General features: G+C 57.9%; 22 protein-coding genes. 12 read left to right on the top strand and 10 right to left on the bottom strand.

What is annotated here, in order from left to right:
- The first annotated feature begins 110 nt into the window (after positions 1 to 110).
- Positions 111 to 371 (top strand): DUF982 domain-containing protein, encoded by a 261-nt coding sequence (locus RWK44_RS29305; RefSeq protein ID WP_077978131.1) that lies wholly within the window; start codon positions 111 to 113, stop codon positions 369 to 371.
- A 438-nt stretch (positions 372 to 809) separates the two neighbouring features.
- On the opposite strand, the gene RWK44_RS29300 is transcribed toward RWK44_RS29305, so the two are convergent.
- Together RWK44_RS29300 and RWK44_RS29295 are read right to left on the bottom strand one after the other, a co-directional pair.
- Positions 810 to 1,046, bottom strand: a complete 237-nt coding sequence (locus RWK44_RS29300) for a hypothetical protein (protein WP_077978132.1) — start codon at positions 1,044 to 1,046, stop codon at positions 810 to 812.
- 74 nt (positions 1,047 to 1,120) lie between these two features.
- A complete protein-coding gene (locus RWK44_RS29295) occupies positions 1,121 to 1,369 on the bottom strand; it encodes a hypothetical protein (protein ID WP_017957083.1) in 249 nt (82 codons plus the stop codon).
- Between the two features lie 204 nt (positions 1,370 to 1,573).
- Here RWK44_RS29295 and RWK44_RS29290 point away from each other — a divergent pair, with 204 nt between their 5' ends.
- The gene (locus RWK44_RS29290) at positions 1,574 to 1,822 is read left to right on the top strand and encodes a DUF6894 family protein (protein WP_391580946.1); all 249 of its coding nucleotides are present in this window, start codon (positions 1,574 to 1,576) and stop codon (positions 1,820 to 1,822) included.
- 1 nt (position 1,823) lies between these two features.
- Here RWK44_RS29290 and RWK44_RS29285 read toward each other — a convergent pair whose 3' ends face one another.
- Together RWK44_RS29285 and RWK44_RS29280 are read right to left on the bottom strand one after the other, a co-directional pair.
- A complete protein-coding gene (locus tag RWK44_RS29285; protein ID WP_077978134.1) occupies positions 1,824 to 2,546 on the bottom strand; it encodes a Crp/Fnr family transcriptional regulator in 723 nt (240 codons plus the stop codon).
- Positions 2,547 to 3,270: 724 nt separating this feature from the next.
- Entirely contained in the window at positions 3,271 to 3,861 is a 591-nt protein-coding gene (locus RWK44_RS29280; RefSeq protein WP_077978135.1) for an SOS response-associated peptidase, read from the bottom strand.
- A gap of 51 nt (positions 3,862 to 3,912) precedes the next feature.
- Here RWK44_RS29280 and RWK44_RS29275 point away from each other — a divergent pair, with 51 nt between their 5' ends.
- The 4 genes from RWK44_RS29275 (at position 3,913) to RWK44_RS29260 (ending at position 10,305) form a co-directional block, all read left to right on the top strand.
- Positions 3,913 to 4,422, top strand: coding sequence for an SOS response-associated peptidase family protein (locus RWK44_RS29275; protein ID WP_168336652.1), 510 nt, complete (start codon positions 3,913 to 3,915; stop codon positions 4,420 to 4,422).
- Between the two features lie 408 nt (positions 4,423 to 4,830).
- Positions 4,831 to 5,583, top strand: a complete 753-nt coding sequence (locus RWK44_RS29270; protein ID WP_316029821.1) for an ImuA family protein — start codon at positions 4,831 to 4,833, stop codon at positions 5,581 to 5,583.
- Positions 5,504 to 7,015, top strand: coding sequence for a Y-family DNA polymerase (locus tag RWK44_RS29265; protein WP_316029820.1), 1,512 nt, complete (start codon positions 5,504 to 5,506; stop codon positions 7,013 to 7,015). The genes RWK44_RS29270 and RWK44_RS29265 overlap by 80 nt, the downstream gene beginning before the upstream one ends.
- Positions 7,012 to 10,305, top strand: coding sequence for an error-prone DNA polymerase (locus tag RWK44_RS29260; RefSeq protein WP_316029819.1), 3,294 nt, complete (start codon positions 7,012 to 7,014; stop codon positions 10,303 to 10,305). The genes RWK44_RS29265 and RWK44_RS29260 overlap by 4 nt, the downstream gene beginning before the upstream one ends.
- A 75-nt stretch (positions 10,306 to 10,380) precedes the next feature.
- Here the strand turns inward: RWK44_RS29260 and RWK44_RS29255 are convergent, their stop codons facing one another.
- The 5 genes from RWK44_RS29255 to RWK44_RS29235 all read right to left on the bottom strand — a co-directional run bounded on the left by RWK44_RS29255 (position 10,381) and on the right by RWK44_RS29235 (position 13,488).
- A complete protein-coding gene (locus RWK44_RS29255; protein ID WP_316029818.1) occupies positions 10,381 to 11,127 on the bottom strand; it encodes a class I SAM-dependent methyltransferase in 747 nt (248 codons plus the stop codon).
- A gap of 129 nt (positions 11,128 to 11,256) precedes the next feature.
- A complete protein-coding gene (locus RWK44_RS29250; RefSeq protein ID WP_316029817.1) occupies positions 11,257 to 12,252 on the bottom strand; it encodes a tyrosine-type recombinase/integrase in 996 nt (331 codons plus the stop codon).
- Positions 12,249 to 12,698, bottom strand: coding sequence for a tyrosine-type recombinase/integrase (locus tag RWK44_RS29245; protein ID WP_316029816.1), 450 nt, complete (start codon positions 12,696 to 12,698; stop codon positions 12,249 to 12,251). Before RWK44_RS29245 ends, RWK44_RS29250 begins: the two co-directional genes overlap by 4 nt.
- Positions 12,692 to 13,168, bottom strand: coding sequence for a tyrosine-type recombinase/integrase (locus RWK44_RS29240; protein ID WP_316029815.1), 477 nt, complete (start codon positions 13,166 to 13,168; stop codon positions 12,692 to 12,694). The genes RWK44_RS29245 and RWK44_RS29240 overlap by 7 nt, the downstream gene beginning before the upstream one ends.
- On the bottom strand, positions 13,165 to 13,488 hold the full coding sequence (locus RWK44_RS29235; protein ID WP_410056150.1) for a tyrosine-type recombinase/integrase: 324 nt from the start codon (positions 13,486 to 13,488) through the stop codon (positions 13,165 to 13,167). The genes RWK44_RS29240 and RWK44_RS29235 overlap by 4 nt, the downstream gene beginning before the upstream one ends.
- Positions 13,489 to 13,848: 360 nt before the next feature.
- On the opposite strand from RWK44_RS29235, the gene RWK44_RS29230 reads away from it, so the two are divergent.
- Positions 13,849 to 14,568 (top strand): isochorismatase family cysteine hydrolase, encoded by a 720-nt coding sequence (locus RWK44_RS29230; RefSeq protein WP_316029813.1) that lies wholly within the window; start codon positions 13,849 to 13,851, stop codon positions 14,566 to 14,568.
- A gap of 396 nt (positions 14,569 to 14,964) precedes the next feature.
- Here RWK44_RS29230 and RWK44_RS29225 read toward each other — a convergent pair whose 3' ends face one another.
- On the bottom strand, positions 14,965 to 15,207 hold the full coding sequence (locus RWK44_RS29225) for a helix-turn-helix domain-containing protein (protein WP_132614701.1): 243 nt from the start codon (positions 15,205 to 15,207) through the stop codon (positions 14,965 to 14,967).
- Positions 15,208 to 15,306: 99 nt separating this feature from the next.
- Between RWK44_RS29225 and RWK44_RS29220 the strand changes: the two genes are divergently transcribed.
- The 5 genes from RWK44_RS29220 to RWK44_RS29200 all read left to right on the top strand — a co-directional run bounded on the left by RWK44_RS29220 (position 15,307) and on the right by RWK44_RS29200 (position 21,134).
- Positions 15,307 to 16,197, top strand: a complete 891-nt coding sequence (locus tag RWK44_RS29220) for a LysR family transcriptional regulator (RefSeq protein ID WP_316029812.1) — start codon at positions 15,307 to 15,309, stop codon at positions 16,195 to 16,197.
- A 412-nt stretch (positions 16,198 to 16,609) separates the two neighbouring features.
- Positions 16,610 to 17,323, top strand: coding sequence for a hypothetical protein (locus tag RWK44_RS29215; protein ID WP_132614697.1), 714 nt, complete (start codon positions 16,610 to 16,612; stop codon positions 17,321 to 17,323).
- Positions 17,324 to 17,364: 41 nt separating this feature from the next.
- Entirely contained in the window at positions 17,365 to 18,969 is a 1,605-nt protein-coding gene (locus RWK44_RS29210) for a S8 family peptidase (protein ID WP_316029811.1), read from the top strand.
- Between the two features lie 34 nt (positions 18,970 to 19,003).
- Positions 19,004 to 19,909 (top strand): hypothetical protein, encoded by a 906-nt coding sequence (locus RWK44_RS29205; protein WP_316029810.1) that lies wholly within the window; start codon positions 19,004 to 19,006, stop codon positions 19,907 to 19,909.
- 253 nt (positions 19,910 to 20,162) lie between these two features.
- Positions 20,163 to 21,134: a hypothetical protein gene (locus tag RWK44_RS29200; RefSeq protein ID WP_316029809.1), complete on the top strand. Its 972-nt coding sequence runs from the start codon at positions 20,163 to 20,165 to the stop codon at positions 21,132 to 21,134.
- Positions 21,135 to 21,142: the final 8 nt, after the last annotated feature.

Here is a 21,142-nt window from a genome sequence, read left to right as displayed (position 1 = left end):
GCTGTTGATCCCTGTCCGATTGCGCACAGACGCCGACGAACGGGAACTGCCGCGCAACAGCAAGGTTCGGTCGACTGGCATCGTACGCAGCTAAAGAAGGAGGCTCGTCAATGGAGACGATCATCAAAGCTGACCCGGACGTCAGTTGGGGAGCCCCCGTGTTCGTTCGTATCGGAAATGGCTTCCTCGAGCGTATCGACGGTCCTAAGGCTGCATTGGAAGCCTTGCTCCATCGTTGGCCATCGCAATCGCAACCAGAATACGCGGCTGCAAAATGCAGATGCTCAGACGCCATCAGACACCGTGGAGGCGCTGAGCTTGCCCGCAGGACGTTCATGGAGGCTGCTGTCGCTGCGAGGGTGCTCTCATGAGCGTTCCTGTGGACGGTTCGGCTGCGCGGAATTTCGCGGCTTGCGGGCCGGAATCGAACCGGCTTGTCACCATAACATCAGCAAGTGCTTAATTGCCGTCCGCCGATGGATGAGTCCACGCAGTGGAAGATGTATATACCAGCCGATCTACAAAATGGCGCGAGACCTGGCCAGGAGAGACACCCTGACTTCAGCGGTTTCGACGGCGAACAGTCGTTCGACCGCGTCCCATGCCGGATGGTCGAGAAGGACTACGAAAAAATTGTTGGAATTGCATGGTTGGCTGGTGGTCAATAGCTCCGGCATCGACCATTGCATGAGCTTGGATGAGCGGCACCGACAGCCGGCGCTGATAAACGCACCGCAAATGTGCAATGGAATCTACCTGCGTTCCACGTCCATGAAGCGGAAGAATTTCAGCCTTCGTACCCGTGCTCGTCAACCAGCGCCGGAGGTTTCCGCGTCTATCGGACCGGACCGCGGGCAAAGGCGCTTAGTCAAGTCCTGGAAGAGAGTATCTCGGGAGGAGTACTGGACGAGGTCGATGGCAAGGGTCAGGGCGCGACGGCCTTCATTACTATCGATCTCGCAGTCGTTCTTTGTACACCACTGCCGAACCGCGGTGATGACGAGCTCGATGTCTTGATCGGGCAATGAAATGAGGGACTGAAGCATTTCTATGCCTCCAAGATCCGATAGGAGCGTCTTGTCACCCTCTAGTGTCAGGCCAGGAGAGGAGACCGATATCACTAGTGGTGAGACGTGGACGACGGCGCGTTGACCTTCAGCGAGTCGGGGCTATCAAACCTAGTGATCAACAGCGTGACCAGTTCCTCGCGCGTCCTGTGTCCTTGATTATAGAGGTCGACCGCCGCGCTGCAAAGCAACTGCATTGATTGTTCCGTTGGCGTGGCGTGATTATGCCGGCACCAGGTCCGAACAGCGTCCGAAAGCACGTTCACGTCTTCTATCTGGAGTGAGAGATTGAAGTTCGCCATATCATCCTCCTTGAGCCTCGCAACAGCTCGCCCGGATCGCGATAAGAACCGTAGTGCATCAACCTCCCAAGGCCAACCATCCGTGCGGTTGCGGACAGTTGCCGGCGGCGACATGGCATAGTGGCGAACGCGTTACCGATGTTGTTGCTTTGGCCGCGACAGACAGGCAAAATGAACAGGCTATCCTGCCGGCCACGCCGGGCTGTGAAGGATTTCGAACGCTTCTACTTCAACATTCTGTCTGAAGCAGGCTCGCTCGACGACTGGGAAGGAACCGAGCTTGCTGATCTGGAGGCCGCTCGTGTTGAGGCGGTGCGTGATGCTCGCGCATTGATGAGCAGTGCCGTGCTCCTCGGACATGACATTTCGTCAAGAAGCGTCGAGATCAGAAACGAAACAGGCGATATCCTGCTCGTATTGCCTTTTTCGGAAGCGGTTAAGCGAGTGGGCTAATCTACCTGGCGCGGAGCGGACCCAGCAGCTTTTCGTATTCGCGCTCCGGCACTCCATAGCAGCCACCGGCAATTTCGATCAGTTTTTCCCTGTCCATTATTCGCACGTTTCCGCGGGTCGATCGGATCGCGTGGACGCCTTCAAGGACGTGTAGTTCATTGGTGACGCCCGAACGCCGGACGCCGAGCATCAATGCCAGAAATTCATGGGTAATGGCCAGGTCATTGCCTTCAAGGCGGTCGTGACACATCAGGATCCACCGCGCCAGCCGCTCATGCATATTGTAGCGGGCGTTGGCGAGCGCCGAATGGGCGAGCTGCAGCACGGTTGTGTGAACATAGCGAAGGAAGAACGCTTTCATCTCGAGATCATCGGCGAGGGCGCGCTGAAACGTCTCCATCGGCACCATAATTCCGGACCCTGCGACCTGCATGAAGGTGCGCGTGGGGGTGGTCTCTACCGCCAGAACGACGTGCATGCCGGATGCGCCTTCGCGCCCGATGTGGCCGATTTCCACCACCTCTTCATCGATGCTGCTGACCACCATGGATGCCAGGCCTCTTTCCAAGAAGCAGACATGCGTGGTTGGGACGTCGCTGGCAACAAGAACGTGCCGTATTGGCAGGTCGACGCGCTCCATCCCTTCCGAGAGGCGTGCGAAGCGGTCCGCGCTCAACATTTTCAGCAGGGTGTTTTCGACAGTCGATTGGTCAAGGTGAGTCATAGCGGCTCCGCATGGGAGCTTGGATGTCAAAACCAAACGCCTGTGAGTTGGTGAAAAACTACGGGACGGCCGTTGGTTTGACCATAGGTCCCAAGGAACTGTGCGTTTATGACAAAACCGCACATAAGCCGCTGAAATTGTTGACAACCAGCGACGAGAAATCGGTAGCGATCTTTCGATACCTGGCAAAGACCTTAGCACATTTTGCCTCGGCATGCGCGCTCATTGCGAAAGGACGAGCGATTCCTAATATTAATATCTGCCTTTTGTGGATCGTTGACATAAATCGCAATCAATCTCGCCAGCCAAGTCGGCGGCAATGCGCTTCGGCGGTCAGGACGGCCGCCTTTCGGTCAGCATAGGGACCCGGCAGATAGACCGTGACGCCGCGGAAACTGACGATCACCGCCTTTGCCACATATTGAAGACGATAGCCATATCAGGCTCGTAAGCCACTTTGTTTTCCTGACCACGTTACACCATCGAGATGTGCTCTGAGATGGGGCAGGGAAGGTCAACTCGACGGAGCTGAGGCGCGCGCTGGACAGGTGGGATGCTCGACTGCCGCTTCGTTGGCCGCAAGTGGAAACCGCAAAAATGCCTACATTCGTCATCCCTGTCACGTCCGGTTGACACGGCACGGACCTCGGAACTGAGAAGCATCCAGCCCGCATTTTGTTCCAATTCAGCCCGTTGAGATGAGGTGATGGAAACATAAAGCGCGTCAGCCGACCTGCTCGACATTGAGGGTGCCGGCGGGAAGCGGCCTGATCAGAGACTTCGCCGAGACAGATGGATCGAGCCAGTCGGCCCAGGCGTCCCGCTCAAGTATGACGATCTGCCGGTCGTGGTAAGGCGCGATATCCGGGCCAGGCTCCATCGTCAGCATGGCGAAGGCTTGCCCGACGTCATCCGTCTCGCGCCAGATGCCGGCGATGCAGAAAATTGGTTCGTCCTTCTTGGTGAACAGCCACTTGTCCTTGCGCTTTTTGCCTTTCTCGGTTGGTTCGGTGAACTCGTAGAAACCATCGGCGACGATCAGGCATCGGTTAGAATCGAACTCGCGTCCATCGGAGCGGAAATTATAGACCGGCCGCTTGTTCCGGCCAGGCCAGCTCCACCGGCGGCGGACGAGGTCCGCCTCGTCGCGCGTTCCCTCGAGTGTGCGGATGATCGGCGCTATATCTGTAATCTTGATGTCTTCGCGTGCCTCAATGTTCGGTGCACCTTCACCAAAGCGGATCTTGATCTTGAGATGGGCGAAGTCCTCCACAATCGACGCCACGTCCACCATCAGCCGATAATCATTGCACATGCTTTCCTCGCAGTTCTTGTTGTGAAGCGTGGTTCTTGCTATGTTCTACATATGATGAACGCGAAGGTTTTCCAGTCCGACGCACCGCTCGACGAGCGCCGCGTCATCATAAGACGGCGTGACGGCGATGTGGAGATGGTGGAGGTGCCCTGGGGGTTGCGTCCGCTCGATGGCGGCCTACGCGCGGCCAATGTCGTCCGCTCTAAAGGAAGGACGTTTCTAACGCACCGCTGCCTGGTGCCGGCATCCGAGTTTCGCCATCGCAGTGGAGCGAGGAACTTCTGTTTCTCGCTCAAGAACGGTGACTGGTTCTATTTCGCCGGTATCTGGCGGCAGGCGTCCCATGGCTGGCCGGAAGCCTACGCCATCCTGACCATCGAGGCGAATGCCGACATTGCGCCCTATCATGACCGGCAGATGGCGGTGCTGACGCGTGATCAGCAGATGGACTGGCTCGATGGGCTTCTACCGGAAGAGGAAATCCTGCGGCCACTCCCGGCAGGTACATTCCGCGTCAAGCCTCTTTCGAACGTTCCGTTCCAGTCATCGCTGGCAGTCTAAAGCGCGAGCCGCAACTGCGGCGCTTTATCACCTGCGTTGCGCCAGTGAGGACAGCAACACGTCGGGCGGGGGGCCATGACCGTCGAGCCGCTTGATCCGCGAAGTTGTGTCGGCGGGGTGCCTTCAGGCGTGGGGATCGAGAAGAAATTGCAGACACGACACGACGATGCCGACTTGTCCCCGCAATTCACACAAAGGGATTAGCGCTCGCAAACGCTCGGAAAAAAAGTCGGCCGCCGCTATTGGGCTGATTCTCATGGGTATTCTGCTGATTTCTAATGTTCAGGATAATATTCCCATTCCTCCGGTTGCTTGACTCTTTTATAGGGTGGGAACAGAAAGAGAACATCCGCATTTTGTTCGACATGATGTCGGCCGCCAACACGACCGTGAAGAGAGCCGTGAATAATGACTGCTGCCCGTGAAAGGGTGATTTCCGATCTGCGCGAGCGCATCGCCTCGCTGGAAGGCGTGTCAGCCAGAAAGGCTGGCTGTCTTTCATTCGGCGTGCCGGAAATCGATGCAGTCCTGCCGGGAGGTGGCCTTGCCCATGGCGCCCTACACGAATTTGCAGGCGGCGGATCGGGCACGGTGGATGGCGCGGCGGCAGCCCTGTTTGCGGCGGGCATCGCAGCACGCACGAAGGGCCCGATCGTCTGGTGCCTGACACGTCCGGACCTGTTCTTTCCGGCGCTCGCTGAGGTCGGTCTCCATCCCGACCGGGTGATCTTTGTCGAATCCGACAAGGAGGAAGACGTGCTCGCCAATATGGAGGAGGGGCTGTCCTTCGGCGGGCTCGGCGCCGTCGTCGGTGAACTCGTTCGCCTGCCGATGGTCGGCTCGCGCCGGCTGCAGCTGGCGGCTGAGCGAACGGGCACGATGGCGCTCGCTGTGCGACGCTGGCGACGGCAGACGGAGGCGAATGATTTCGGCCAGCCGACGGCGTCGACCACGCGGTGGCGGGTCAGCGTCATGCCGTCGGAGGAATTGCCGGTGCCGGGTGTGGGGAGGGCTCAATGGTTGCTGGAATTGATGCGCGTGAAAGCGGGTGAATGTGCTGAGTTTCTCGTGAGGGCGTGCGATGACAAGGGTCGTCTCGATCTATCTTCCGGATCTGCCGACGGATCGCATTCGTCGCGCCGATCCGTCTATTCCGCCTGAACAGGCAATCGCCGTGGTTGCCAGGAGCGGCTCGAAACGCTGGGTGTCGGCCGCCGACGCGGCCGCCAGGAAAGCCGGCGTGCATGTCGGCATGCCGGCGGCCAAAGCGCAGGCGCTGTTCCGCGGTCTGATGCTGGTCGATGCGGATCCTGCAAAGGATGCCGCAGCACTCGAACGCATTACCCTTTGGGCGCTGACGCTCTATTCGCCGATCGTCGCGGTCGATGGGATCGACGGCATCGTCATGGACACCGAGGGTGCCGATCACCTGCAAGGCGGCGAACTTTCCATGGTGACGAAGATCGCCAATCAGTTCCTGGCAAAGAAGCTTACTTCACGTGTCGCCATCGCCGACACCTGGGGTGCGGCCCACGCCTGCGCCCGCGCCATCAGCCGCGAAACGGTCATCGTGCCTTCAGGTGAGACCGTCCGCGCGGTCGAAAAGCTGCCGATATCGTTGCTGCGCCTTCCCGGGAAAGTCGTCAGCGACCTGCGCACGCTCGGCTTCCAGACGATCGGCGAATTGGCCAACACGCCACGCGCGCCGCTGACGCTTCGTTTCGGTCCGGAGATTGGCCGGCGGTTGGATCAGATGTTCGGCCGCATCTGCGAACCGATCGATCCGATCCGCACCGCCGAGCTCGTCGAGGTGAGCCGCGCCTTCGCCGAGCCGATCGGTGCTGCCGAAACCATCAACAAATATGTCGGCCGGCTGGTCGTGCAACTGATCGAGGAACTGCAGAGGCGCGGCCTTGGTGTTCGCCGCGCCGACCTGGTCGTCGAAAAGGTTGACGGTACGCGGCAGGCAATCCGCGCCGGCACGGTGAAGCCGGTGCGCGACGTCGCCTGGCTGACAAAGCTGTTTCGCGACCGGACGGAAAAGATCGAGCCCGGTTTCGGGATCGAGAAGCTGACCCTGGTTGCGGTGATGGCTGAGCCGCTGGAGGAGCGCCAGAAGTCCTCCTCGCTGGTCGAGGAGGAAGTGAAGGACGTGACGCCATTGATCGATATCTACGGCAACCGCGGGCAGCGCGTGTATCGGGTGGCACCGGTTGCCTCCGACGTGCCCGAGCGCTCCGTCCAGCGCATCAGTCCTGCTGCCGATCCGGTGGAGGTCACCTGGGTCAGCCATTGGCGCCGGCCGGTCCGGCTGCTCGCCCGTCCCGAGCTGATCGAGGCCATCGCCTTGCTGCCGGACCGGCCGCCGGTCTCGATCACCTGGCGCGGCAAGCGCCGGAAGGTCAAGCGCGCCGATGGTCCGGAACGGATTTTTGGCGAGTGGTGGCGGCGCGACGCCGAGATGGAGGCGGTGCGGGACTATTTCGTCATCGAAGACGAGGCCGGCGAGCGCCTTTGGGTGTTTCGCTCCGGTGATGGCATCGATCCGGAAACCGGAAGCCATCGCTGGTTCATCCACGGGATCTTCGCATGAGCTATGCCGAGCTACAGGTCACCACCCATTTTTCTTTCCTGCGCGGTGCGAGTTCGGCGCAGGAGCTGTTCGAGACCGCCAAGGCTCTTGGTATCGAAGCCCTCGGCATCGTCGACCGCAATTCGCTGGCAGGGATTGTCCGGGCACTTGAATCATCCCGCGCCACCGGTCTGCGCCTCGTTGTCGGTTGCCGGCTCGATCTGCAGGACGGCATGTCGTTGCTGGTCTACCCGACCGATCGGGCTGCCTATTCCCGGCTGACCCGCCTCATCACGCTCGGCAAGTCGCGCGGCGGCAAGAACAACTGCATCCTGCATTGGGACGATGTCATTGCCTACGCCGACGGCATGATCGGCATTCTTGTGCCGGATCTGCCGGATGACGCCTGCGCGATCCAGCTGCGCAAGATGGCCGAGCTGTTTGGTGATCGGGCCTATGTGTCGCTCTGTCTGCGGCGCCGGCAGAACGACCAGCTGCGGCTGCATGAGATTTCCAATCTCGCGGCGCGGTTCAGGGTGCGGACGGTCGTCACCAATGATGTCCTCTTCCATGAGCCAGGCCGCCGGCAGTTGCAGGACATCGTCACCTGCATCCGGACCCGCACCACGATTGACGAGGTGGGCTTCGAGCGCGAGCGCCACGCCGATCGCTATCTGAAGCCGCCGGAAGAAATGGAGCGGTTGTTTCCGCGATATCCTGAGGCCCTGGCACGAACCATGGAGATTGTCCGTCGCTGCACGTTCTCGCTCGAGGAGCTTACCTACCAATATCCGGAGGAGGCGATCGTGCCGGGCAAGGATGCGCAGGCTTCGCTGGAGCATTATGTCTGGCAATGCGTGCCCGATCGCTATCCCGAAGGTCTGCCGCCCGATGTATTGAAGGTCGTGCGCCACGAGCTCGATCTCATCCGCACCATGAAATACGCGCCCTATTTTCTGACCGTCTTCTCGATCGTGCGCTATGCGCGGTCTGAAGGTATCCTTTGCCAGGGGAGGGGCTCCGCTGCCAACAGCGCCGTCTGCTACATTCTCGGCATTACCAGTATCGACCCCTCGACAAACGATCTTCTGTTCGAACGCTTCGTGAGCCAGGAGCGCGACGAGCCGCCGGATATCGATGTGGATTTCGAGCACGAGCGGCGCGAAGAGGTGATCCAGTGGATTTATCGAACCTATACCAGAGAAAAGGCAGCGCTCTGCGCCACCGTAACCCGCTACCGGGCGCGCGGCGCGATCCGCGATGTCGGCAAGGCGCTCGGCCTGCCGGAGGACGTGATCAAGGCGCTGTCGTCCGGCATGTGGTCATGGTCGGAGGAGGTCTGCGATCGCAATGTCCGCGAGCTCAATCTCAATCCAGACGACCGGCGTCTTGTGCTGACTCTGAAGCTTGCCCAGCAGCTGATGGGCGCGCCACGGCATCTCGGCCAGCATCCGGGCGGCTTTGTCCTCACCCACGATCGGCTCGACGATCTCGTGCCGATCGAGCCCGCCACGATGAAGGACCGTCAGATCATCGAATGGGACAAGGACGACGTCGAAGCCCTCAAATTCATGAAGGTGGACATCCTGGCGCTTGGAATGCTGACCTGCATGGCCAAGGCCTTCGATCTGATCCGCGAGCACAAGGATCGGGATCTTGATCTCTCGAAAATCGAGCAGGAGGATCCTGCGACCTATGCGATGATCCGCAAGGCCGATACGCTCGGCACCTTCCAGATCGAAAGCCGCGCGCAGATGGCGATGCTGCCGCGGCTGAAACCCCGAACCTTCTACGACCTCGTGGTGCAAGTCGCCATTGTCCGGCCCGGCCCGATCCAGGGCGACATGGTGCATCCCTATCTGCGCCGCCGCGAAGGCAAGGAGGCGGTCGAATATCCGACGCCCGAGCTTGAGGCGGTGCTCGGCAAGACGCTGGGCGTGCCGCTGTTTCAGGAGTCGGCGATGCGGGTGGCGATGGTCTGCGCCGGCTTCACCGGTGGCGAGGCCGACCAGCTGCGCAAGTCGATGGCGACCTTCAAGTTCACCGGCGGCGTTTCGCGGTTCAAGGACAAGCTCGTGTCCGGCATGGTGAGGAACGGCTACACGCCCGAATTCGCCGATAAGACCTTCTCCCAACTCGAAGGCTTTGGCTCCTATGGTTTCCCGGAGAGCCATGCGGCTTCGTTCGCGCTGATCGCCTATGCGTCGAGCTATATCAAATGCCACTATCCGGAAGCCTTCTGCGCGGCGCTCATCAATTCGCAGCCCATGGGTTTTTACGCGCCCGCCCAGATCGTCGGCGATGCGAGAGCCCACGGCGTCGAGGTGCGGCCGGTCTGCATCAATCGGTCCCGGTGGGACTGTACGCTGGAGCGGATCGGCGATTCTGGCCGCCACGCAGTTCGGCTCGGCTTCCGGCAGGTGAAAGGACTGGCGGTCGCTGACGCGGCGCGCATCGTCGCGGCACGCATGGACAATGCCTTTGCCTCGGTTGATGATATGTGGCGCCGATCCGGTGTGCCATCGGAGGCGCTCCTCCAGCTTGCCAAGGCCGATGCCTTTCTGCCGTCGCTGAAGCTCGAACGGCGCGACGCGCTCTGGGCGATCAAGGCGCTGCGCGATGAACCCCTGCCGTTGTTTGCGGCGGCTGCCGAACGGGAGATGGCTGCAATCGCCGAGCAGCAGGAGCCGGAGGTGGCACTTCGGCAGATGACAGACGGCCATAACGTCATTGAGGACTACAGCCATACCGGGTTGACATTGCGGCAGCATCCGATCGCCTTCCTGCGCAAGGATTTATCAGTGCGCAACATCATCACCTGTGCCGAGGCGATGAATTCGCGGGACGGGCGGTGGGTCTATACATCAGGTCTTGTCCTGGTGCGGCAAAAGCCCGGATCGGCCAAGGGCGTCATGTTCATCACCATCGAGGACGAGACCGGGCCGGCCAATCTCGTCGTCTGGCCAACACTATTCGAAAAACGCCGGCGGGTCGTGCTCGGGTCCTCGATGATGGCGATCAACGGCCGGATCCAGCGGGAAGGGGACGTCGTGCATCTTGTCGCCCAGCAGCTGTTCGACCTGTCAGGCGATCTGAGCGGCCTTGCCGATCGTGATGAAGAGCTCCAGCTGCCGGCCGGCCGTGGTGATGAGTTTGCCAGAGGCAATGGGCCTGATCCACGGGATAAGCTGAAGCCGGTTATAGCCCCGCGCGACATGTTCGTGCCTTTATGCCGAACTCGGCATAACGGAATTTATCCCGAGCCCGATACTATGCCGAGTCCATTCCCTAAAGCCCGAGATTTCCGGTAATCCAGGATCAAAAGCTCGGCATAGTTTGAAGGCGTTGGAAGACCAGGCTCGGCCCGAACCGGTCATGGCATCGGCTCACGCTTCGGCCAGCATTGTAAAGGAGCCGGGAATAGTTGGGTCTTTCCAATCGGGATGCTCGTCGAGCCTTGCAATCCTAAACCCCGCGTTTACGGCTGCAGTCACGATCTCTCCCAAAGTCCAGAACCGGTACATACACCTCCCGAGACTTTCGCCGTCTTGGGCGGGGTTCGGAACGTCCGCCTCGATCAGGTCCGTCTGGAAGTAGTGGTGCGGGCCTTCTGGCCAGTACAGTTTGCGTTGAATGGGATGAAATTCATTCAAAAGGAGAGTGCCACCATCTGTCGCAAGCTCTCGCATCACTTGGAAAAAGCGGTTTAAGTCTTGGTGGTAGTGAAGAATGCCAAGCTCAAGCACCAAGACGTCGAATTGGCGGTTTCGGCCGAGTTCATCTGCCTTCAGGACATCACAGAGAGCATAATCGATAACCACACCCGCACATGCTGCGAGTTCAAGAGCAAAGCGCCTGTTGTCTTCTGCAAAATCGATCACAAGAACATCCGCGCCCAGATGGGCCAGGGCGACCGCAACGCGTCCATGCGAGCCTTGCACATTGCAGATGCGCTTGCCCGCAACCTCCCCAAGATATGGCAGGAGTCGCCGGAGAACCTGCCCCGGTTCAGCAACAATTCTCCGCGCCTCGGCCTCCGGGCTACCAAACGCCGATAGCCACGCGTCAAATCGTTGAGCGTTCCAAGCATGGCGGTTCGCTTCGGTTCTTTCGTCGGATGCTTCGCTTGTCATCGCTCAACACTATCGTGAGTTCAGATGTCTGCAAATGGCGCTCTACTGCCTAGTGAACGTTCCTCGATGTTTGGTGCGCTCGGCGTGACATCGCGGCCCTCACCGCGATGTCAATAGCTTTGGCAGGGATCAAAGTTTGTCAAGAAACGCCAATAGCTCGTCGCCAGCCCTGAACCGGCCAGGCAATTGTCCATTGAACGGGTCGATCTTGGCTAGAGCGACCTCCTTGATTGCCAGTTGGGCATGTAAGTACGGCTGTGTGGACCGCGTGGACTCATGGCCGAGCCACAATGAGATCACCGTGCTGTCGACACCGGCATCCAGCAACTCCATCGCCGCGCTATGTCGAAGGACATGGGGTGATATCCGCTTTGATCGTAACGACGAGCAGCCCTTCGATGCTGCCAAAACATATTTGGCCAGAAGATACTGGACTGCATCAGAACTCATTCGCCCGCCGTGAACGGTCGGGAAAAGAGCACTGCCGTTCCCAACCGGCGGCTCATCCAACCAGGCCTTGAGCGTAGCATTGAGCATTCTGGTGATCGGCGTAGTGCGTTCCTTGCGCCCCTTCCCAAAACACCGGATGTGCGCCCCTGTGCCAATGGTGACGGCACTTCGATCGAGGCCCACTAGCTCGGAGAGGCGCATCCCCGTCTGCACGGCTGTCAGCATCAAAACATAATCACGAGGCCCAACCCAGGTTCGTCGATCAGGAGCCGAGAGGATCGCTTCGATCTCGTCGCGAGTGAGAAACTGCACCTCCCGCTTCGACCCGATCTTCCCTGGGATCGCAAGGACACGCTGTATCTGCCCACTATATGTTGGTTCCTCGAAGGCCAAGAAGCGAAAGAAGCACCGGATTGCAGTTAGCCGAAGGTTATAGGTCGCGGGGCTGGCGTGGCGCTCGGAGTTCAGATCATCAAGGAATGCGACAACCAGCTTCGCATCGAAATCCTCCAGTCGAAGTTTAGACGGAAATTTGCCGGTTCGACAGTGTGCGAACTTCAGGAAGAGCTTGAATGTGTCGCGATAGGAGGCAATCGTATGTGGGCTCACGTTGCGCTGGCGAGCAAGGCGCTGCCCAAAGAAGCGTTCGATCAGTCGAGGTAGCGGATTGGTCATTCTGCCATCTCCCACCTTGCGTCGAGGCGAAGTCTTGCTTGATCCAGCAGATCGGGATGCGCGGTAAGATACCAATAGGTGGCGCTGACATGATTGTGCCCGAGATAGGTCGAAAGCTCAGGCAATCGCCGCTCAACGTCCTCACAATCCCGGTACCAGGACAGCAGCGTTCGAACGGCGAAGGTGTGGCGGAGATCGTGAATCCTGGGACCGTCACGCTCATCCGGCTGCCTCAGTCCCGCCTGGCGTGTCCAGCGGATAAAGGAGAAGTGTGGGTTAGCATGGATCACGGCCCTGCCAAGGTCTCCGGTAAAGAAGTATTTGCTTACCCGTCTGACCGGGTGATCGTCACGGATTGACGCATATCGCCGAAGCGCCAGCGTCGTACTCGGATGCAGCGGCACGATGCGGGTCTTTCCGAACTTCGTCTCACGGATCGTCAGCATGCCTGCTTCCAGATCGGCGTCCTCAGAAGCAACCGCGCCGCTTCTGAGAATCGAAGTCCGGTGGATGCCAGCAAGCCGAAGAAGCAATGATATGTCGGCCCTCGGAAGCTTCCAGGATGCATGTCGAGCATCGACTTCAGGAGATCGGCGATCTGTTCATCCGAATAGATGAAAGGACGCGGTCTTCGTTGTGGTGGAAAGATGTGCGAAGGCGGAATCTCGGTTTGGGGGTCGACCACCTGGAGATGGCGGGCAAAAGCTCTTATCGTCGAAAGGCGCGACGACCACGTTGCGGGTCCACATTGGTGGCTTGCCCAATCCACCGCAATCTTTGCAGTAACCCGCAGTTCGCCACGCGCAGTCGCATACCTCACAAAATTGCGCAAACGGCTCTCCTGAGTTTGGAGCTTGAATCCGAGTGAGCGCCGCAACGTCAGATATTGTTCAAGGGCATCGGACATATCCATCATAGAACCGCTCCTGCCCATGGCCGTGAGAGGGAACGCAGGCCCTCAATATCGAACTTCGCATATATCCTGGTGGTATCAGGGTCCTTATGGCGGAGGAGCTGGGCAAGCTCGGTCATGCCCACGCCAGACCTGATCGCAATCGTGGCGAAGGTGTGCCTGAAAATATGCGCGTGATGAGACCGCGTGCCTGAAACCTTTGCCCGCTTCAGCGCCCTGCGTGCGATCAGGATGACGGGCGTGGCCGTCTCGAACGGTGTGCATGGGGTCTGCACCCTGTGAAAGATAGTGCGGGACCCGGATGTTGGACGACCATGTAGGATGTAGTCCGATATTGCCGCCCCGACGTCCTTGTTCTGCTTCAGAGGCCCAGGTTATGGCGCTCTAGTCGCTTTTTCTCACGTCCAAGCGCATCAATATTTCATCATGGAACGTGTCGCCGACCTTGCCGACGCGTCATCGCTGCGAAGGACGGCGTAGTTCGAAGCGCTCCAATACTATCTCCAATTCAAATATCTCTGACGATAAACCAAGGAACATAATCATCCGAGGATTTGCAACAGAAAGGCCCTGTAGCTCATCCCTAAAACACCTCCTGTTGCTTTTGGGGCGTCGTAGTGCGAACCGTTGACGGTGACGCAACGGCCGGTGATCATCGTTGAATCGCACGAGGATTCGCCGAGATGGATTCTGATCAGGGCAGCACAATTGCACCTAGTAATACCGGCCCACGCCCGAAGCTCCACGATTGGGTGATTGAGCAGCGTGAGTACGACCGGCAGGAGCAGAGGCGTGGGCGACGCCATGCGTATGAATCCGTCGATCCACGTCGAACGGCTCTAGTCGTGATCGATATGGTCCCGTTTTTTGTCGAGGGAAGCGGCTATTGCAGAGGGATACTGCCCAACATCATTCGTCTCGCAGACGCTCTCCGCACCGCTGGTGGCACGGTGGCGTGGGTTATTCCCGGCTCCGATCAACCTCATCCAGACCTCACACGGGAATTCTTTGGCGAAGAGGAAGCGGAGATATTTAGGGCGTCGGGTGGGGCTGGCCCGATCTCGGAGAGAGTGTGGGCTGGCCTATCTCCGCAGACACAAGACCTGTATTTCGAGAAGTCCTCGTATAGCGCGTTCTTCCCCGGCTCTTCGGACCTGCCTGAGGCCCTTCGCGCTCACGGTATCGACACGGTTTTCATCACCGGGACGGTGACGAACATCTGCTGCGAATCCTCGGCCCGAGACGCGTATGCAAGCGGGTTCCGGGTAATTTTCATAGCTGATGGGACGGCTGCCAGGCGCGATCAGGATCACAACGCGGCACTCCACAATATCTATCGAAGCTTTGGCGATGTGCGACCGACAGACGAAGCCATTGCCCTTCTGTCCGCTAGACAGGTCTAAGGTAACCATTCGACGCAGGTTCGGAGAGATCAATGGAATAGCGGCAGCGCTGCATCTCTTATATTAATGATCGGCATAGTGACTCGCGTCGTTTCCAAGCGAGTGCAACCATCTCATCGGCAAGCGAGAAAGCAAAGCCAGAAACCGCAGAATCTCCCGTTTTCCACAATCTTGCAAAACGCGGTTTCAGCTCAAAATGCAACAGCCAGCAAACCGCCTCGATGTTCCATAAATAGGGGTTAAGCCGCACCAATGAGTTCACGGGTTTGCGGTGCGCATCTCTTCAAGACCGCTTCTCTTGCTAAAGGCTCCGTCTATACCCGCCAGGTCGCAATGAGTCGCGGTTCAGCTGGCAAATCGTCCTAGACAAGTGCTCGCGGAGTAGAATTCAGCGGCCTACTCCTTAGCAAGTCGGCGCAGGGCGTCCAATGGGTCAAAGTTTAGTATCCTCGCCAGCTCGAGAAACTCGACGACATCGACCCGGCGCTGTCCGCTCTCCAGTCGAGCAACAAAGGACTGATACTCCCCAAGTCTGTCGGCAAGCTCCGTCTGCGTGAGACCCGATGCCTCTCGCTTCTCGACCAGGAGCGCTATCAGCGCTCTATGCCTTTCCGTGCCGAGCGTCTTCGCCACGTTCACCCACCTTGCTTAAGATGGGGTGTTTGATTATATCTGATTTCCAGTTATCTTAAATTCAGATAAACTGCTTAATCCTCACGTCGATCGAGGAACCCACTCATGGAACTACGCCAGCTCTCCTACTTCGTGGCGGTGGCCGAGGAACTGCACTTCGGCCGGGCGGCAGCCAAGGTGCGCATCGCCCAGCCGGCGCTGTCGAACCACGTGCAGGCGCTGGAGCGGGAGCTCGGCTGTGCGCTGTTCATCCGCTCGACCAGGCGGGTGGAACTCACAAGGGCAGGAGAGATCTTCCACGAGCGCTGCGTCGGGATCCTGAGCGAGGTCGATCTGTCGGCGGAGATCACCAGGGCGGTGGCCGGCAAGACGATCCGGCAGATCAGGATCGGCACCGTCTATCCGGCGACCACCGGCGTGCTGCCGGCGTTTCTGGCAAAGATCGCCCGCAAGTACCCGGATATCCGCATCCATATATCAAGCGGCAATACCGGCGACATCATCCGCGGCCTGGAGAACGGCCAGATCAATCTCGGCTTCATCCGCCCGGTGGAAAACATCGGCTCCTTGCGCTTCTCCTCGATCGCCCATGAGCGCTATCTGCTGGCCGTTTCCCGGACCAACCGGCTGGCGGAGCAGGCGGAGATCGCCATCGACGATCTGCGCTCGGAAAGGATCATCGCCTTCAACCGCAAGAACCTCTCCTACACCGAGCGGTACTTCAACGAGAAGTTCGAGGAATACGATCTGACCGGCAACATCGCCTATAGCTGCGACGACACCTATTCGCTGGTGTCGCTGGTCTCGGCAGGCCTTGGCATCGGCTTTGCGCCGGAATGGACCGAGGGCCTGCCGAACCGGGCCTTCGAGCTGAAGGCGGTCAGGGGCATCGACTTCAGGATCGGGCTCGGTGTCGCCTGGAACAAGGAAGACCCAACCGCCTCGCGCGACGACATCGTCGATATCGCCCGCTCACTGGCTCGGCCGGCCAGGTGAGGGGTCCAAAGCCGGATGGAAAGTCAGAGATCATCCGTGAAGCCGGGGGCGCGATCATCTTGGGACAAAGGCAGGCTTCATCGGAAATCGGCACTTGATGTCCCTAGATCCGGCAATTTGAAGCTCGCCAAAATTGTATTTGCGGAGCACGAGATGGTTTCCAAATTGATAGCTCTGTGACGCCGCATCTGTAGTTACCAACCGCGGCCTCTTCTTCATCGTTGTTTCAGCAAAGCAATCACTTTCGATACTTGCATCAACACCTCGATACTGAAGTGGCCAATACGGGGATTTTGTTACCGATCTCACTATGTTTGCAATAAAATGCAATTTCGGCGCTAGTTAATAAACCTTGTTAAGTACCGTTTAAGATGTATTCTTGCCGCCGTGGGTTCAACGACAGGGGGCAATCATGGGCATTCTTGATCAATACCCAGAAGTCGGTAATTTCATCGATAAAACGGATTCTTACACACTATCGGCCAGTGAGATGAACTCAGGTGGTCGAGAATATCTCATCGTTACGCAGGTCGGCGAAGTGGATTCCGGCCAGCTGCTTTTCGAGATAACCAACCAGGGCCTGGTGTTAAAGGAATCCGATAATGCGGTCGTCATCGGTCCACGAATTGATACGTTCTCTCCGGCTGCGGCGCTCCGCTGTGAGGTTAGTGATTCAGGTGATATCAAGGCGGTGCATAACGAGTCGCTGGAATCCGTCGACCGATTTTCTTCGGCAACAGGACCAGACGGCGGAAACCTCGCCTGCGTTTGGGCAGTGAGGCACATCGCGAAGAACGCCCTCGGTCGATGGATTACGCGCACCGACGGCACCGCTGTTTTTGACCCGGAACTACGGCGATGCTTTGGCTCGAACATCAGCGAACGTGACGTTCCTGCCGGCGGGATTATCATATCGCCGACTGAGGGGTCGAACATTGGTCACGTGGGTATTCTTGGGCCCCCCACCGGTGACGACAGCAGGCTAATTTACTCGAACTCAAGCGCAGCGGCGCTCTGGAAGCAAAACTTCACATTAAAGAAATGGGTAGCCCGCTATCGCGACATGAAGAGGCTCAAAGTCCATTTCTATCCCATCCCTGTCTATCTGGATGGTGGATCAGCCTGATCAGCAGGTGCCCAGGCGCTAAATGTACATTGGAGGGGAAAATGATCGCGCTTCGCTTGAGCGGCGCCTTTGTCATCATATCGGCGACGGCTCAGTTGATCGCGCCTGGAATTGCAAGCGCGCAGGACGCACTTTCGAAAGCGACAACGCTTCCAAGCCAGGCGACAAACGATCTCATTCGTAGCCTGCCTGAAGTGGGTGCCAAGGTTTGGGCGTCGGAGAAGCCGTTGTTCCGCGATCTTGTGGTGGATCAGAACAATCTGAACGCTGCTGGACAGCAGAAGCTTGAAATGAACGATGGTCAGCAAAAGACAGTACCATTCGTCGTGCCAAATTCGATGATCATCCAATTCGACTCTGACGTCACGCCCGCTCAAGTCGATGACTATCTAAAGTCCAACAATCTCCCAGTCATTCAAAAATTCGAAAATATTGGCGCAGTCCAGGTCATAACCGATATTTCCAAATATTTTCACAGTGAAATTACGGACAAGAGCGCGAATGAGTCCATTCTCAGAGGCATGAACCAAGCAATCGACAGCTTCAAAAAGGACCCCCGCGTCCTCAGCGCGACGCCGGACGTTTTCCTATCAGACAAAACGGCTCATGAGGACGAGCTCGATGTGCGGAATATGATCGAGCCCACCGAAATAATAACCGGCGCATCTGGTGCGGCGTTGGCGTCAACGATTGACTGGGGCGTCAAGGATATCGAGGCAGACAAGCTTTGGTCTATGCCAGGAGCCAATGACGGGATCATATTCGGCGTGATGGATGTCGGATTTTCGCGACATGAAGACCTATCGTTCCTCGGGTTCCCCACGGACACTCATGCTGACAATCACGGCAACCATGTCGCGGGAATTGCATGTGGATTGCACAATTCGAAAGGCATCGAGGGCGTCCTACCCAATTGTTTTGTCCGTGCACGCTCCGGCGACGTCTTCTTCCAGTCCGGAGCCCAGACGCCCGAATTGCGCTTTGTCGTTCTCTTCAGCCAAATACTCGCGACCCTCAACAACTTCGTCGGTGGCGAAGACGACGTTTCCACCTACAACGTCAGCCTGGGGTATAATTGGCGCAGTAACTTCGGGATCAATCCCGATCTGCCTGAATCAAGCGCGTGGCGTTCGTTAGTGGAATCCCAAGGCGTAATCCTTGTGTCTATCCTCGAGGCAGCTAACAAAGATGGGAAAGTAATTTTTTCCGCTGCCGGCAATGACAGCAAAAAAGGTGAGACGCCAATCAGCTCAAAGTATGCCAGCCCGTTCAATTGGGCGGCATTGGCGGCCCGAGACAAAGGCATAGAAAACGGAGTTATAGTTGCCGCACACGACGCGGCAGGTAAGCGCGCAAACTTCTCGAATGTCGATGCCGACATTTCCTGCCCCGGTGTCGACGTGATGAGTTCGCTGGCCTTTGACGGACAGAGCAGCCCTTCAAACTCCTCCTATGGAAAGATGAGTGGGACTTCCATGGCCTCGCCATATTGTGCTTCTGCTCACGTCCTCTTCGGCCTGATCCGACCCGGGTACACCGGCGTGGAAGCAGTTAAGTGCATGGTTTCATCCGGGGTTCCCGGAGACGCGGCCGCGCCAATGCTAAAGCTGACAATGGCTCTCGCTAAATGCCCGCCTAAAAGTTGATCGCTTTTTTCTCGAACAAGGAGCTGAGAACAGGATGGATGTGCCTCTGGTTCTGGATGACATCGAGCTTGAGAAACGAAGCGACAGTCTCGTCTTTGAAGTAAAGAGAAGTGACGGCACCGCGCTGACCGAAGCCGAGTATCAAGCTCTTAGGCAACCTTACCCACCATTTCCAGGCCCGTCCCCTTCCGTTGATCACGAACTACAAGCGCGTCTGACGCGACCTTACAAGATTTGTGCTGAAGGGGACTCTTGGGTGAATATCCTCTGGCCAATCTCGAAGGTCAAAGGATTCAACGAGAGTTTCGTCGATATCATCGAGGGTGACCGTCGTTGCTTCGTAAACAACATCGGATGGCCGGGCGATGAGTTCTCGGACATTGTCGCGAAGGAGCAATATAAGGCTCCAATACAGAGCGGGATTTTCGGTTTTTTCATACTCTCCGGCGGAGGCAACGATTTTCTCGGCGGGCGGAGCTTGGCGCGTTTCGTAAAACCATTTTCGGCAGGCGGCGGTGCCAGCGATCCCTGGGCGTATGTTCGCAAGGATAATCTGAGGGCAATTTTTGCTGAAGTTGCTGCCGGTTATCAGCGGATCATCGACAACGTCCAGGCATGGAGCGGAAACACTCAAATTCTGCTACACGGCTATGACCATGCCATACCTCGCCCTGGTGGCCCGTGGATGGGTACGCCGTTCAGCGCGCTCGGCTATAACGCGAGTGATCCAATCGCGGCCGCAATCATCCGCGTCGTCGTTGACGAGTTTTACGGACTCCTGGCGGATTTTGATCGTCGGGAAAGCGGCGTCCATCTGATCAACGCCAGGGGGTGCTGCACCGGGCATTGGCATGACGAGCTCCATCCTGACAAAAGCGCAGCGATCAAAATAGCTCAAAAATACCTCGCAAAGATGGAGGAAATCACTCCGGTGGCTTGAGATCACCGCATCTCAGGCACTAGCTTCGGCCTCTGCCAAAAAGTTCGGAAGGGTTCAATAAGCAGCGCCTCGATTTGGCGAACCAAAGATGCGTAGAATGCCTTGGACGCGAGGAGAAACCGCATCGATGGCCTGCGCCATTGGCTGAAATGTCTGGCGGGCTTGTAATCGTGCGCCATCAACAGGCTGGGCGGATGCGGTGAATTTGCAACTAAACCATGTCGATTGACCACGAACCTAAGGGATATTAGGGATGTCTAACCAGATATTTTGTCGTGCGGCGTTGCTTTCCCTATTCATGCTGTCGTCGGGCTTAGATGCCTATTCTGCCGACTGCGGGTTTCAGCTAAGTTTCACGCGACCTGACGAAGGTGGATCGAGCGTTGTAAAGGTCTATCGCGGCAATGCTGTCTCCCAACTCAACGGCATCCGGCCGCTTCTCCTGGTCACGTCATTGAAGGTCAACACTGACGGGACGAAGATATCGTATCACGTTGATGATGCGACTGGACGACGCTGCGCCTCCGATCCGTCCGCGACCCCCTGTGCCATCAACAATATCCGGAACGCCTTCAATAACTCCGACAGGCCCGTCTCGGATTTCGGTGCAGTCCGTGACTCTGGGTTCCCTGTTAATAAAACTTGGCAGGTTCTCAGCCCGGATATTATCGAGAAGAATTCGGTGACCCAGAAGCCCTGCACAACGCCGGATGGCTATCTTGTGTCGATGACTGCGGATGTCGCGGTCGCGGGTGGCTGGAACCGGGTGGGTGACTGCGACCAATCGAAATGGATTGACGCCTTGTCCGCTCCGGCGATTGTCCTGCCAAAACAAACTAGCTCCACGCCGTCTGAATTTACCACCAACGGCGTAGTCAAGCGTAGTCTCGTGGTGGGTTTCTCGCGGAGCGCGACGACGAGAACGGTTTTTGGGATCGTGGGTGACTACGGTCCCGTTAAGGAAATCGGCGAAGCCAACATTGCAATGAACCGCAAGCTCAATGGACTGGCTGACAATGATCAACCGCGGCACCGTCAGGACGCTATAGACCGTTTCCAGGCCGGACGAACAGCACTTCTGCTCTTCCCTGGAAACGATCTCGTTCTCGATAGGCCGATAACGGGAGCGCGGATTGCAGAAGCGGGCGAAAGTGCTTTGGCGCGTTTTGGGGGCTCCGAGAAAGTCTACAAATGCATCCGCGACGAGATCGACCCGAGCTTCTGAACCCGGAT

Origin of the sequence: Rhizobium sp. 25PS6, from assembly GCF_032464655.1 — a bacterium.
In the GTDB taxonomy this organism is placed as follows: Bacteria; Pseudomonadota; Alphaproteobacteria; order Rhizobiales; family Rhizobiaceae; genus Rhizobium; species Rhizobium laguerreae.
The sequence above is the reverse complement of the archived record's forward strand: the minus strand, read 5'-3'. Positions and strand labels throughout refer to the sequence as shown.